This is a genomic window from Pokkaliibacter sp. MBI-7, assembly GCF_029846635.1.
Taxonomy (GTDB): Bacteria; Pseudomonadota; Gammaproteobacteria; order Pseudomonadales; family Balneatricaceae; genus Pokkaliibacter.
The window spans coordinates 1,556,973-1,571,256 of record NZ_JARVTG010000002.1 but is presented as its reverse complement, the minus strand read 5'-3'; the positions used below and the strand labels follow the sequence as shown (position 1 = coordinate 1,571,256).

Below are 14,284 nucleotides of genomic sequence, written 5' to 3'. Positions count from 1 at the left end.
ATCGGTACTGGGTGGAGTTTCTTCTCCCATTCAGCAATAAGCAATATCTCTGTTTAACGCAGTCTGATGATCTGTTCTGGTTAGGCGCAGCGCATCCTGAGCTGGGGTAACTGTTCACCGAGACTGCGTTGGCAGCATCAATAATTCTAATTCTGCAGGAATGGGATAATCCGTCTTCTCGATACACGCATGCACCACGGTGCGCAGACACTTGCGGATGCGGCCCTCGCCGGTGCTGACTGGCGAGGGCCGATTGACCTCTTATGACATCAGGCATTAACGGCTGTAGATCAGCGGATCGTAGCGCTCCATCAGGGTCTGGGGTTTGGCGGGTGCAGTAAAACCGTACTGGCTGTACAGCCCGTGCGCGTCACTGGTGGCGAGAGTAAAGCGCCGCAACTGCTGTAAATCATCATGTTCAAACACCGCTGCCATCAGCTGTTTGCTGTAGCCACGGCCGCGGAATTCGGGCAATACAAAAACATCAACCAGATTGGCAAAGGTGGCGAAGTCAGAAATCACCCGGGCAAAAGCAATCTGCTGATGGCCAAGATAGCCACCAAAACACAGGGAGTGCTCGATGGAACGCTCGACGCGACGTCGGTCAATGCCTCTGGCCCAGGCCGATTCTTCACTCAGAAAGCGATAGATCACATCCAGATCAAGCTGCTGCCTGTCAGTGGAAATGCTGAATACGGCTTCACTGTGCTGGCTGGCGGGGGAAGTGCTCATGGTAATGAGAGGCCTCGGTCAGGGATAACGTGGGGGCAAAATAAATCATTGAAGATAGCACGGTGCTGTCTATTCTTTTCACAGGTTTTTTATGAGAAAGCTGGCGTGTTAAAGAGCAGATGCACGTCAGGTCAACGATGAGGAGATTAAGGATGAAGCCATCAACGATCAGCGTTTTCAGTCTGCGCGGTCTGGCCCTGAGTGGTATCGCCCTGGCCCTTGCCGGGTGCGCCGGGCAGTCCTATCGCACTATGTCAGAGCAGCAGTTGCAGGCGGCCTATCAGGCCGCGGTGCAGGACGCCGCCGTGGCTGAGCCGGACGAAATCTCCAGAAACCTGACCGCCATTGTGCCGGGCAATCATGCGCTGGTGTGGGATAACGATCAGTCCCATGTGCTGATGGTGACCTGGACGGCATGGAATGGTTATGACACTCAGGTGGATACCGATCAGCAGCTGAGCCGGGAGATCTGGGTCACTGCGGCGCCTCAACTGCAGCAGTTCTGCCGCAAGAACAGTGATGCGCTGCGACTGGAGCAGCTGCTGGGTCTACCGCCACACAACGGCAAGACGCGCTTTGTGGAATTGTGGGTGCAGCCCAAGGACATGTTCCGCCCCGCACCGGATTCGGAAATTTCCGACCACGAGGCAGAGGTCGACTTTCCCTCATCGCCCTATATTGCGATCAGTAATGAGTACAAGGCCTGGTTCAATCAGCTGCGCGCCAGCTCCTACGGTGACAAGGGTTACCCCTGGACCCGTCTGGGTTATACCTACGACTGGGGCAGTGCATCCCATGTGGGGCTGAGTGAGTTTGTCATCCGCCCGGGCGCTACCGTGCATGTTAAAGGTGTGGTTGAGAACGCAGCCTACTGCCATTAAAAGGCTGGCTCAGTTATCCCATTAGGTGCCATTGAAAGGACATGCCATGATCGCCGTTATTGCCACTATTACGTTGCGCGAGCACAGCCGCGACGCCTTCCTGCAGCGGATGAAGCAACTGGTGCCGCTGGTGCTGGAAGAGGAGGGTTGTATTGAGTACGGGCCTTATATTGATATCGACGCTCCTGCAGGCAAATTCGATCAGGATGCCAATTCGGTGATCATGATTGAGCGCTGGGAGTCTGAAGCCCATCTGCAGGCGCACGGTGTGGCTGCGCACATGCAGGTGTATCGGCAGGATGTGGCGGACTGGGTGGTCAGTGTTTCTCTGAGGGTACTGGAGCAGGCCTGATCTGTTCAGTCGCTGACAAGGACGTCTGACAGGTATCTGTTGTATCGATACCTGTCAGACGTCCTTGTCGGCATGCTCCGCCACCACGGCGGGTAGTAGTTTTTCCATCATGTAGACGCTGTCTTCATCCCGAACGATTTCCAGACCGTAGCGCAGATAGAGCTGCAGTGCCGGGTTGGATTTGAACACCCGCAGACGGAACAGACTGCAGCCAGTATGGCGGGCTAGCCACATACTGCGCTGCAGAGCTTCCCTGCCGACACCACGGCGCTGGTAGGCAGGCTCAATCTGCAGATCCCACAAATAGGTCCAGGGTTTGACGATCTGCAGGCGCAGTAGTCCGGCCGTTTTTGCCGGCGTCACGGTGCTGTCGAGCAGAATGAAATTAGCGGTACTGGGCCACTGCTGAAAATAAACTTTGCTGCTCCATTCGATGCCGTACTGCACGTAGTAGCGCCGCATATTGTTGTAGGTCAGGTCATGGGCGTACTGGCGGTCATCGTCATCAGCGGCGCGCAGATCGAGAGGCAGAGGGGGGAGTTTGGCTGAGCCGGTTCGATCATGGGGTGCGTCATGCATTGAAGGACTGCTGGAGCGTACCATTCCCATGGCTGAATCCTCTTCCGGGTGTGCGCGGTAGCGATGCCGCATCCAATATCGCTGTAAGTTGTGTCAGTTCTGAGTCTGTTGGTGCCGCACCTGCTGCCGAAGGCAGGCAGGGATAAGCGCTTCTTCAGAGCCAGAATACAAGGCTGCAAGTGTCATACCTGATCAGACCTTATGCACTTCCAGCTTGTCATCAATGGCTTTGAGCGCCTGGGTGATGGTCAGAAAGCGTTCGCGCTGATGGGTCGTCATGTTTTTGACGATTTTTACCAGTGGGCGCATATAGAACAGGCAGATATTGAATATCTGCTTTTCTTTGAACGTGCCTTCACGGCAGGCGCTGACACCTGCCTGAACCATGTTGAGCTTGATTTCCAGGCGTTCGCCACCCTCCTTGACTGCCCGCAGCAGGGTAAAGAAGGACGCTTCAAACTGATCCTTGCTGTATTCGTTCATCCCTTTTTCAACCAGCTCGTGCCACGACTGGTTGTAATCCACTTTATTGACTTCGATAGCCATCATGGCCACGTTGGAAATGGCGGCCATCGCCTGACTTTTTTTGGTCAGCTTGCGCTCGATGCGCAGTTCCAGCTCCTCGGTGACCAGCTGGCCGTATTTCTTGGTGACCTTCTGCTCCCACTCTTCATCGGTGAGTGGCTGGTTACCTTTCAGACGCGGGGTGGTGCGTTGTGCTTCGATGTAGAGGTCTTTTTTGACTTCCTGCTCGGCATCTTTGTACTGCTGTTCGTGCAGTTGTTTCAGCTGACGGGCATTTTTCAGCTTCTGCCGGGACTTTTCCTGCCGTCCTTTTACTTCATTGTGGGACTGCAGGCGCTTTTCCAGCTTGGTCTTGCGGGCGCCAGATAATGCCAGTAACGCTTCCTGTGACAGGTTTTCCCGCGACTTGATCAGATTGGCCAGCTCCTGAGTAAAGTCGCGGCCGAGGTGGCGGAAATGCGCCTTCATCAGCGCTTCGTCGGCAAACTGGTTGGCGACATCCAGCTTGAGATAATACTCAAGTAACACATCGGTCAGCTCATGAGCTTTCTTTTCATTGCCCTGTTCGACCGCTACGGTCGCTTCGATGATGCTCGACTTTATTTGCAGGTCGGCGTTGCGGGGGTATTTATCAGACAGCACCTGCAGGGTTTTGCTCATTTTGTCGAGGCTGCCGACATCTTCCTCGGAGGGGGTGCGGCTGTTCTTCTTGTGGCCCCAGACGATGCGCCGATAGAGGTCCGAGTCGACCACGGCGATATTCTTGTGACCGTAGAGAATGCAGCGAAAAGCGCGTTCAGCCACCCCGTACTGGCCATTGAGGAACGCCACGTGGCCAAGCAGGCTCTGTTTGTGCATCGATAACGGACTGAGGCTGGATGCCAGCTCCATGGCGTACTGGGCCAGATCGTAATCCTGCTCCAGACAGTGAATACGGGCCAGCCAGTCGTAGGCTTCCAGCGCCAGAAAGCGCTGATTCAACAGTTCGGCAAAGCAGCGTTTGGCATCGGGCAGTCGGCCGAGAAAGAAGTTGGCGATGCCTTTGCCCATGGTGGCCCAGGGCACCGGGTAGTCCTTACCTTCCATTTCCCGATAGTGCATATCAGCGTCTTTATACAGCGCCGACTCAATCAGAATGCGGCCCAGCAGACGGTCGCCGGTCATGGCCAGACTGGGTGTTTTGAGCTGGGCAATTTTCTTGCGCAGCCAGGACACCGCCGCACGTTCGTTGTGGTTGTCCAGATCGTCAAAGGCGGGTTTGAACACCGAGCGGACGTTGGCAATGCGGATTATCCGGTCAATCAGATCCTTGGCATTGATGGGCTTGTGAATGTAGTCATCCGGTGACTCCTCCAGCGCGGCAAACATCATGCGTTCACTGGCTTCGCTGGAGAGCACGATAAAGGAGGTGGAGTAGGGCAGCAGCTTTTGCCGTCTGGCATCCACCAGCAAAGAGTGGCCGTTGCTTTGAGCGCCACGCAGTTCAAAGTCGCAGATCACCAGAGCAAAACGGTTTTCTTTCAGCAGGCGGATGGCCTGGGAGTAGTTGTCGGCATCGTACAGCTTGCTGGCACCACCGCGACGCAGCATGTCCTTGATCAGGTTGATCATGGGGGCATGGGTATCGACGATCAGAATCTTTTCATCCACCAGCGAGCTGGGAATGAAGTTGATAATGCTGTCCTTGAGATCATTCCAACCACTGACCAGCTCAGCAGTGGCGACTTCACGAACGGTGGGCTCTGACATGCGGTAGTTCCGTAATCCCTGATTGGTACTTCTCGACAACACATTCGTCATCAGATGGCCTGTTGCCATCTGTTGCAGCATATCCGTCAAACCCGGCCATTTCAGCTGTTTTGTGCAGCATTGATGCAATCAGTCAGGCGGCAACCCACCAGACTTAACGCGGGCCTGCTGCGGCAAAGCCAATTCTGGGCACATTTCACCCTCTCTTGCGTTAAATAAAAAATCACTATTTGCCGTAAGAAAGAGCTGATGCTGTTGCACAGCGAATTGGACCTCGTCACCACAGGGCAGCTCAGGCCAGCTCCTGATCGTCAGGACTCTGCCAGACTGATCGCCATTTCATCGGTCATCCGCAGGGCCTGAGTCAGGCTGGTAAAGCGCTGGCGTTGCGGTAACGCCATGGTGGGCGTCAGGCCCATCAGTGGCCGCAGGTAAAACAGACAAATATTGATGACCTGCTTGGCCTTCGGCGACCCTTCGCGGCAGGCACCGATCCCTGCCTGCACCATATTGAGCTTGATGGTGACGTCGTCGCCGCCCTGTTTGATGACTTTCAGCAGGCTGAAAAAAGCAGGCTCGTAGCGCTCGCGGGCATAATCCAGCACCGCACTGGTCAGTTCCTTCGACCAGTGCGGACGTGGCTTCTCCTGAATGCTTACCGGTAGCAGCGGCAGATAGTGGACCGCGGCCATGGCCTGCTTTTTTCGCAACAGATTACGTTCGATGCGGTATTCCAGCTCTTTCTTGCAGCGTTGCCTGAAGGCTTCCTGCACGCTGCTGACCCACAACGGATCATCGCGTGCGGCTTCCCGTGACAGCTCATCAAGCAAAATCTGGCTGAGGGAGGGGTCCATGCTTTCCCGCACCTGCCGGACCAGCTCCTCGTCCAGCTCTGTGGTGGCTGCCGGGCGTTTGTCCGGCACCGGCACGTCGCGGCGGGCATCGATAAAAATATCGTGCAGCACCTGTTTTTCTGCATCCTGCAGTTGCTGCAAATGCATCTGGCGCAGCTGACGGGCACTGCGCTGGCGCTGTTGCTGGTGCAGTATCTTGTCGCGTAACGAATTACCGGTGCGCTTGCGTTGATATTTGGCCCGCAGTGCGCTCAGTTCTTCGGCAGACAGACTGGCGCGATAGGCTGTTGCTGCCGCAAGCTCGGTGTGAAAATCACGGCCCAGAAAGCGAAAGTGGCTGCTCAGCTGGCTGCGCTCCTTCAGCTGGCTGAAGGCATCCAGCATCAGGTAATAGTCGATCATGGCTTCGGCCAGGGCGGCCACGCGCTCGTCGTCCAGTTCTTCCTGAGCCAGAACGGACTCGACCAGCATGACCTTGAGCTGAACCTGGGCGTTGTCCGGCTCTTTCTCCTCCAGTGCCTTGACCACCAGCATCAGCCCATCGGTCTGGCCTACTGCTTCGGGGCTGGGCAGATAAGCGGTAGAGCCACTCTGGCCAGCACCACTGTCACCGTTATCCCAGACCAGCTGCTGATAGAGCTCTGCATCCGCCTTGGTCAGGTTGCGATGGTTCCAGGCCACGCTGCGAAAGGCTTTTTCCGCCAGACCATTCTGTCCGTTCATAAAGGCAACAAAGCCCAGCTGGCTCTGCTTGAACGCTGACTGGGGGTTGTGCTGGCAGGCCAGTGACATGGCCATTTGCGCCAGCTCGAACTGACGTTCGCAGCAATGCATGCGGCTAAGCCAGTCGTAGGCTTCTGCCGCCAGAAAGGGATGGGGCAGTAATGCACTGAACGCATCGCGTGCTTCGTCGTTGCGGTCCTGCAGATGCAGGCAGATGGCCAGACCCAGATGTCCCCAGGGCACGGGGTGCGAGTGGCGGATCATCTGCCGGTAATGCTGCTCCGCCTCAGTCAGGTGATTATTCTTCAGCAGCATGCGCCCCAGCAGGCGCTCGGCGCGCATCCATAACCCCGGTGAGCTGGATTTCTGCAGTGCAGGCAGATGGTGTTGCAGCCAGTCGATGGCGGTGGCCCGCTGACCCTGATCCAGTGCCAGCAGGGCGGGCTCCAGCAGTTGCCGCTGCTGGAGTTGCAGCAAGACTTTGTCCAGCAGCTCTTTGCTGTTGACCGGCTTGCTCATCCAGTCATCAGGTGAGTCTTCCAGCGCAGCATTCATCATCCGTTCGCTGGATTCACTGAGCAGGTAGATGAAGGCGGTGGCGTGGGACAGCAATTGCTGACGCCGGGCCTCCACCAGTAATGTCTGGCCCTTGTGCTTCGGGTCACGGACTTCAAAGTCACAGATCACCAGACCTGGCTTGTGCTTTTTCAGCAAGCGCAGGGCAGTGGCGAAGTTGTCGGTATCATAAAAGGAGGTCGCACCACCGCGGCGCAGAATGTCCTTGATCAGCTGGATCATCGGCAGCTGGCTGTCCACCACCAGAATGGTTTCACCGTGCAGACTGATGCCGTCGCTGTTGTCCTGATGGGGCTCGTGAAGGTGCGGAGAGCGCTGGCCGGGAATCTCTGCCATGGGCCGCGTCACTCAGACCAGATGCCGGACGATAAACGGATTTGGCTGTGATGACGGGGGATAGGTCAGGTTCTGCATGGCGACGACTCTCTTGCTGTCAGCTGTTCTTGTATTGCAGTGCAGCGCTGCCGCCAGCATGGGCCGGGGCGACGAAGCATTCTCAAGTGTAGCTCATGCTTTATCGGTTGTAGCGCCCAGTCCTTTAGCCTCAAGTGGGGTGTGTGTTACTGACAGGGTGGGGTCTGCCGTCGCCGTGTCAGCTTTCAGGTAGCCAGGTGCGGAGCTTCTTGCCAGAAAAGACGAAGTCATTCTTCTGGTAGAAATCAAAGCTGCGTTGCCAGCGCGGATCGGCAGGAGCGGATACGTCAATACGCTTCCAGCCGCGTTGCTGACCCAGCACCCGAATCTCTTCCAGAACCCGGGCACCCAGGCCCTGATTGCGCCACAGCGGATGAATCCAGAGTTCGTTGATGATGCCGTAGGCTCCTTTGGCGAAGAAGGAGAAGCACTCGTTGAGGGTGACAAAGGCAACCGCTTCGTGGCCTTCCTCCCACTTGAACGCCCAGTGACTGGGGCGACGATTGACCCATTGTCGCTGTATTTCCGCCAGCTGGCGCTCGTCATAACAGCGCTCTTCGCCAAACAGCTCGGCGTAGAGGGTATTGAGCAGATGGCTGATTTCGACAAAGTCGTACTGGGGGTCCAGCTCGGTCAAAGACATAGTCAGTTTCCTTAAATCCAGTGTTTGACGTTATCGAGGTGCATGAAAACCGGCACTGCAGATTGATCAGCAAGATTAATGCCTGCTGCTCTTGTTTACTGGTAATTGGTCTGCATGGTAATCCGCAGATGATCAGCTTTAGCTGTTGCTGACAAACGAGCAGGGTACTGAGCTTACCAAGCCTTGAAACCGGCGAGCCAAGGGCGGTGCTTATGGCGCGGTGGTGGGGCAATCAGAGGAGCAAACCATGACAGATGTCGTACTGCATATCAGCGTGGTCATTGGCGCGAGTTTCGACAAGGTCTACGCCTTTCTGGCTGAGCCGGCCAATCTGCCGCAGTGGGCCAGTGGTCTGAGCCGCTCTCACCTTGAAAGCGCCGGGCCGGGCGATGACAACACCAGCCACTGGTGGGTAGAGGCGCCGGTGGGTCGGGTATGGCTGCGCTACAGTCGCAGTAATCCCTTTGGTGTGGTTGATCACTTGGTGGTGTTGCCTGATGGCAATGAAGTCTATGTACCGATGCGAGTGTGCTCCCTGTCAGGTCAGGGATGCAGTGTTGTACTCAGCCTGATTCGCCAGCCATGGATGAGCGAGCAGGACTATGAACGTGATGCCAGCTGGGTGCGTGAAGATCTGCAGCGACTACGGCAGTTAATGGAACACAGCGGTTAAGCAAGCGGTGGTGCCTCTGGGAGGCGGCCGCTTTCGAGCATGCTCCCCCACTCAGACCGGTGGACGTTCACCAAATACGGGCTTGTCATGGTAGCCCGCTGCTGTCAGGGCTTTGGCCAGCAACTGCTGATGCCGCCCGGCTTCCTTCATTTGCTGCAGAACATCGGCCAGCGGTGCCGCCAGCGCTTCATGCCGGGCACGGTTAAGGTAACAGTGTCCAGTGGTGGCCTCAGGCACACCGGCTTCGTGGATAAAGGCACCGCCTTTTAGCGTGGAATAGCCCTGATCGGTCGACATATAGTCATAGACTGCTTCTTCCACATCGAGGAACAGTCTGGAGCGACCTTCCTGCAGTTTCAGCAGCCCTTGCTCTATGGTTTTGACGTAGCCGATGTGACCCGGCAAATGCAGATTCAGTGCCTGCTCGATTTCCTTGATACCCTGGCGGCAGTCAACGACGCCCGAGAGTGAGCCTAGGTCAGACCATTGCCGAATGCGGTCATCACTGTTTAGGGTAAAGGCTGCGAAACGCACTGGGTTATTGGCCGTTTCTACCCTAATCAGCTCGGGATACAGATTGGCAAAGCGATACACCCGTCCCAGTTCGCCGTCCACCTCGCCGCTGCGGCTCATTTCTGTTGCACGATTGGCAGGAACTTCGACAAAAAGAAAGTCGTAGCCGAGGGCGTCGAGCGCTTCGGTGTACACCGCGATCAGCCACTGGGTGCGGGGGTCTTCACGTTTGCGACTGAAGACAAAGGACAGAACAGGGCGTGTTGTGGTGCTTGCATGCACTAATGCAGGGCAACACAGCGCAGAACCCAGACCAGCAAAATGCTGTAACAGCAAACGACGATGCATGGCAGGTATCGGAGCCTTGTGAGTGGAGCAGGTATGCTGGGGTGATGCGCCAGCAGTAAACCACTCCAGGGTGAATGTGATGACAAGCTATCCCTGAATGATGGCAGTATAGTGGCGATGGCAACGTTGCCAGTGACAGTAATTGTCAGTATTACGTCAGCCTGCCAGCTCAGAAGATGATAGCAGTCAGATGGACCACCGCCATTGTCCTGTGCTAGCGACTGAAGCGCCGGAACAGGCTGTAGTGCCACTGGCGGATAGCCATCACCATGGTATTGCCGTGGCGCTGAGCCATGGGCAGCTCGGCATCACGATGGATGGTCGTGTTGAATTCTTCTGCCAGCTGCTGCATGCGTCGTTGCAGCTCAATATTGCTACCATCACTCAGCAGGCCGTTCAGTACGATCAGCTTCTCGCTGGGGCGATCAAAGCGCGACTGAAAGAAGTCCTGCGCTACCTTTTCCTGAAAAAAGCGCTGTATCGGGCCGTCGGCAATCCAGCCGAAATTGGCGGACACTTTGAGTCGGATACGGTTGCCGGGCAGCAGCTCGATCAGTTTGAGCCTGTCCAGATGGGCCAGCTTGCGGATCAGGGTGTGCTCATCAATGGTGTAGTGCTCAAGCAGATCCGCAAAGCTGAAACCATTGATGACGCTGACCGTGACCAGCAGCAGCACCAGATCTGCGGCGATCTCCTCTTCCTGCTGGCGCTGTAGCTGGTTCAGCTGGGGTTGCTGGCGAGCCGCTGCGTGGGTCAGATCGCTCAGGCTCATCTCTACCAGCAAACATACCTTTTCCAGCCTCTGTAAAGTAAAGTTACCCTCCGCAAACAGCCGCTTTACCGACGCTTCACTCAGTTCCAGTGCCATGGCGACATCGGCATAGGTCTTGCCATGTGCCTTGAGTTCACGTTTCAGCGTGGTCAGTAGCAGATCAATCTGGCTCATGGTCGGGTTTCTCAGTATGAACGTGCAGGGAAAAGTGACGGGTAACGCAGAAAAGTAGCAATATACACTACTTTTCGTCGTGCTGTGCGCTACAAGAAAGGATCAGGTTGCATGGAAACCGCCCTGATCCGAGGATGCGATGGTTTCCAACCAGCGGTGGCGATTGATACTGATCGCTATCCGGGCAGACATCAGCAGGGTCAACTCTGTGGTAATGCGGGATTACCCGACCTGATCTGATGACTGCCCTCGACTCAGGGACAGCTTATGAAATCACTGATGCGGACACTCGGCGCAGTGCCGTTTCTGGTGGCGGTGTTTCTCAATGCCTTCACCGATCTGGGACACAAGATCGCCATTCAGAACACCGTCTTCAAGGTGTATGACGGCAGCGAACAGGTCATTCTGACCGCCATTATTAATGGCCTGATCCTGTTGCCTTACATTCTGTTCTTCATTCCTGTCGGCTTTCACTCCGACAAGTATCCCAAGCATCAGGTGATGCGACTGGCCGGATGGGCCGCCGTCGGACTGACCCTCGCTATTACGCTGTTCTACTACCTTGGCCTGTTCTGGCCTGCTTTCGTGATGACCTTCCTGATGGGCGTGCAGTCTGCCTGGTACTCACCGGCCAAGTTCGGCTATATCAAGGCGCTGTTCGGCAAGGAACATCTGGCCGAAGCCAATGGCCGGGTGCAGGCCATCTCTATCATTTCCATTCTGGCGGGTACGCTGGTGTTCTCCATTCTGTTTGAAGGGCGTTACAGCAGTGAGCTGACCACGCCCGGACAGATCGTGCAGGTCATGGCGCCGATGGGCTGGATTCTGGTGGCCTGCAGCGTAATGGAGCTGCTGTTGCTGTACCGTCTGCCAGCGCTGGAGCAGCCTGACCACAGCCAGCACCTGTCGCTGCAGCAGGCGTTCGACCCGCGCAAAATGGTGGAAAACCTGCAGCCGGTACTGAGCCGTAAAGTCATTCGTCTGTCGATTATTGGACTGTCGGTGTTCTGGTCGGTTGGGCAGGTGATGCTGGCAGCGTTTCCGGCCTTCGCCAAAGAAAAGGTAGGTATTGATAACACGATCGTGCTGCAGGGCATTCTGGCGGTCACCGGAATTGGTATCGCCATTGGTTCGGGTCTGGCGGCCCGCTTTTCCCGCAACTATATCGAAAGTGGTCTGATCCCGGTGGGGGCAGCTGGGATTGCCGTCGGCCTGCTGATCCTGCCGCAGCTGGGGTCATCATGGGCTTTTGCTGCAGACTTCCTGTTTATCGGGGTGATGGGCGGGTTGTTTATCGTACCGCTGAATGCACTGGTGCAGTTCCATAGCGGCGAACACGAACTGGGCAAGGTACTGGCGGGTAATAACCTGTTCCAGAACATCGCCATGTTTTCCTTCCTGGTGCTGACAGCACTGTTTGCCCTGTTCGGCATCAGCAGCCAGCATCTGCTCACCATGATTGCCGTGATTGCGCTGCTGGGCGGTATCTATACCGTGCTGATGCTGCCGCAGAGCATGGTGCGCTTCCTGCTGTCACGGATTCTGGCACAGCGCTATCGCATCGAAGTGCAGGGTATGAAAAACATCCCGGAAGAGGGCGGTGTGTTGCTGCTGGGTAACCATATCAGCTGGATCGACTGGGCGGTGGTGCAGACGGCCTGTCCGCGCCCGGTGCGTTTTGTCATGCAGCGCAGCATCTATGAACGCTGGTATCTGAACTGGTTCTTCCGTCTGTTCGGCTGTGTGCCTATCGAATCAGGTGCGAGTAGCAAATCCTCGCTGGAAGTGGTCGCCAGACTGCTCGATGACGGCGAAGTAGTGTGTCTGTTCCCGGAGGGTGCGATCAGTCGCAATGGCCATCTGGGCGAGTTTCGCCGTGGTTATGAGCGCGCCTGCCAGCTGGCGGAGCGCGATCTGCATATCGTGCCTTTCTACCTGCGCGGGTTGTGGGGCAGTCAGTTTTCACGGTCTTCCGCTCACATCAAAGCCATCCGTCGCTCCGGTATGTACCGCGACCTGATCGTGGCCTTCGGTCAGCCTCTGGCCAAAGGCACGAGCGCCGCAGACCTCAAACGCCATGTGTTCGACATTTCCATCGCTTCCTGGGAGCAGCATGTGGATTCGCTACCCACCCTGACCGAAGGCTGGATCGACGGCGTCAAACACCTTGGTCAGCAGATGGCGATTGCCGACAGTCAGGGTGTGGAACTGTCTGCCTACCGCGCGCTGGCTGGGGCACTGTGCATGGCACGGCGGTTGCGCAAATGCGAAGGTGAACGGATCGGTATGCTGATTCCGGCCAGCGCAGGCGGCATGCTGGCTAATATGGGGGCGTTGCTGGCAGGCAAGACACTGGTGTGCCTGAACTATACCGCCAGTCATGAAGCGCTGAAGTCGGCCATTGAACAGTCCGGCATGCGTACACTGGTGACGTCTGAACGCTTCCTGTCACGTCTGGAACAGAAAGGGATGGATGTAACGCCGGTGTTGCAGGGGTTGAAGATCGTCTATCTGGAGTCCCTGAAAGAGCAGATCGGCAAGACCGAGGCGCTGCTCAGTCTGGCGGCCGCTGTGGTACTGCCGGGCTTTGTCCTGAAGCGCTTCTTTAACCGCTCACGTCGCTCACAGGACATTGCTGCCATCCTGTTTTCCAGTGGCAGTGAGGGGGCGCCCAAGGGCATCTGCCTCAGCCATCGTAATATCATGACCAACGTCAAACAGGTTTCCGATGTGCTCAATACGCAGGAGCGCGATGTGGTGGTGGCCTCATTGCCGTTGTTCCATGCCTTTGGCCTGACGGTCACCCAGTTTATGCCGCTGGTGGAGGGCATCCCGGTGGTCTGCCATGCAGACCCTACCGATGTGGCCGGAGTGGCCAAGGCTATCGCCCGTCACAAGGCGACGCTGTTGTGTGCGACATCCACCTTCCTGCGCCTCTACTGCCGTAATACCAAGGTGCACCCGCTGATGCTGGACAGTCTGCGTATCGTAGTGGCCGGGGCTGAACGACTGAACCCGGAAGTGCGGGATGCTTTCCAGCTCAAATTCAACAAACGTGTGCTGGAAGGGTATGGGGCGACGGAAACCACGCCGGTGGCGGCGGTGAACCTGCCGGACGCGCTGGACACCCATTACTGGCAGGTGCAGGTCGGTGGTAAAGCCGGCACGGTGGGTATGCCGCTGCCCGGTACCAGCATCAAGATTGTCGATCCTGAAACCTGGCAGGCGCTGCCTACAGGAACGGATGGCATGATCCTGATAGGTGGGCCGCAGGTGATGGCGGGTTACCTCAACAACCCCGATAAAACCGCAGCAGTCATCCGCGAAGAGCAGGGGATGCGCTGGTATGTGACAGGTGACAAAGGCCATCTGGACAGTGACGGCTTCCTCACCATCGTTGACCGCTATTCGCGCTTCGCCAAACTCGGTGGCGAAATGATCAGCCTGAGCGTGGTGGAAAATACCCTGCAACAGGCACTGCAGCTCCCTGAGCTGGAGCTGATTGCCGTCGCCATCAAAGACGAACGCAAAGGTGAGCGGGTAGTGATTCTGACGGAGCAGGTGCTGGAACTGAGCAGCATCAAGTCGGCCATGCTGGCGGCAGGCGCCAACCCGCTGATGATCCCGGCGCAGGTCTTCACCATCGCGGCATTACCACGGCTGGGCACCGGCAAGATGGATCTGGCTGGCGCCAAAAAAATGGCCCATGCTTGTGCGGAGCAATGTGACGGCAGCGCGGCGGGTAACGACTGACGAGTGCTGGCCCAATTGGGAAA

General features: G+C 56.7%; 12 protein-coding genes. 5 read left to right on the top strand and 7 right to left on the bottom strand.

Going from position 1 to position 14,284, the window contains the following annotated elements; genetic code table 11:
* Positions 1-276: 276 nt before the first annotated feature.
* A complete protein-coding gene (locus tag QCD60_RS26855) occupies positions 277-732 on the bottom strand; it encodes a GNAT family N-acetyltransferase (protein WP_279790030.1) in 456 nt (151 codons plus the stop codon).
* A 152-nt stretch (positions 733-884) separates the two neighbouring features.
* Between QCD60_RS26855 and QCD60_RS26850 the strand changes: the two genes are divergently transcribed.
* Together QCD60_RS26850 and QCD60_RS26845 are read left to right on the top strand one after the other, a co-directional pair.
* The gene (locus QCD60_RS26850; protein WP_279790028.1) at positions 885-1,613 is read left to right on the top strand and encodes a hypothetical protein; all 729 of its coding nucleotides are present in this window, start codon (positions 885-887) and stop codon (positions 1,611-1,613) included.
* 46 nt (positions 1,614-1,659) lie between these two features.
* Positions 1,660-1,965 carry a putative quinol monooxygenase gene (locus QCD60_RS26845; protein ID WP_279790026.1) on the top strand — a complete coding sequence of 102 codons (306 nt, stop codon included), beginning with the start codon at positions 1,660-1,662 and terminating at the stop codon, positions 1,963-1,965.
* Positions 1,966-2,019: 54 nt separating this feature from the next.
* Here QCD60_RS26845 and QCD60_RS26840 read toward each other — a convergent pair whose 3' ends face one another.
* The 4 genes from QCD60_RS26840 to QCD60_RS26825 all read right to left on the bottom strand — a co-directional run bounded on the left by QCD60_RS26840 (position 2,020) and on the right by QCD60_RS26825 (position 8,028).
* Positions 2,020-2,574 carry a GNAT family N-acetyltransferase gene (locus tag QCD60_RS26840; protein ID WP_279790023.1) on the bottom strand — a complete coding sequence of 185 codons (555 nt, stop codon included), beginning with the start codon at positions 2,572-2,574 and terminating at the stop codon, positions 2,020-2,022.
* Between the two features lie 162 nt (positions 2,575-2,736).
* A complete protein-coding gene (locus QCD60_RS26835) occupies positions 2,737-4,818 on the bottom strand; it encodes a response regulator (RefSeq protein ID WP_279790021.1) in 2,082 nt (693 codons plus the stop codon).
* A 311-nt stretch (positions 4,819-5,129) separates the two neighbouring features.
* A complete protein-coding gene (locus tag QCD60_RS26830; protein ID WP_279790019.1) occupies positions 5,130-7,307 on the bottom strand; it encodes a response regulator in 2,178 nt (725 codons plus the stop codon).
* A 256-nt stretch (positions 7,308-7,563) separates the two neighbouring features.
* Positions 7,564-8,028: a GNAT family N-acetyltransferase gene (locus QCD60_RS26825; RefSeq protein WP_104152202.1), complete on the bottom strand. Its 465-nt coding sequence runs from the start codon at positions 8,026-8,028 to the stop codon at positions 7,564-7,566.
* A gap of 247 nt (positions 8,029-8,275) precedes the next feature.
* On the opposite strand from QCD60_RS26825, the gene QCD60_RS26820 reads away from it, so the two are divergent.
* Complete coding sequence (locus QCD60_RS26820) at positions 8,276-8,701, top strand: hypothetical protein (protein WP_279790016.1); 426 nt, start codon at positions 8,276-8,278, stop codon at positions 8,699-8,701.
* Positions 8,702-8,752: 51 nt separating this feature from the next.
* Here QCD60_RS26820 and QCD60_RS26815 read toward each other — a convergent pair whose 3' ends face one another.
* Positions 8,753-9,562: a hypothetical protein gene (locus tag QCD60_RS26815; protein ID WP_279790014.1), complete on the bottom strand. Its 810-nt coding sequence runs from the start codon at positions 9,560-9,562 to the stop codon at positions 8,753-8,755.
* Between the two features lie 214 nt (positions 9,563-9,776).
* Positions 9,777-10,508, bottom strand: coding sequence for a helix-turn-helix transcriptional regulator (locus QCD60_RS26810; protein ID WP_279790012.1), 732 nt, complete (start codon positions 10,506-10,508; stop codon positions 9,777-9,779).
* Between the two features lie 111 nt (positions 10,509-10,619).
* Here QCD60_RS26810 and QCD60_RS26805 point away from each other — a divergent pair, with 111 nt between their 5' ends.
* Positions 10,620-10,748 carry a hypothetical protein gene (locus QCD60_RS26805; protein WP_279790010.1) on the top strand — a complete coding sequence of 43 codons (129 nt, stop codon included), beginning with the start codon at positions 10,620-10,622 and terminating at the stop codon, positions 10,746-10,748.
* Between the two features lie 27 nt (positions 10,749-10,775).
* Positions 10,776-14,261 (top strand): acyl-[ACP]--phospholipid O-acyltransferase, encoded by a 3,486-nt coding sequence (locus QCD60_RS26800; RefSeq protein WP_279790008.1) that lies wholly within the window; start codon positions 10,776-10,778, stop codon positions 14,259-14,261.
* Positions 14,262-14,284 lie beyond the last annotated feature (23 nt).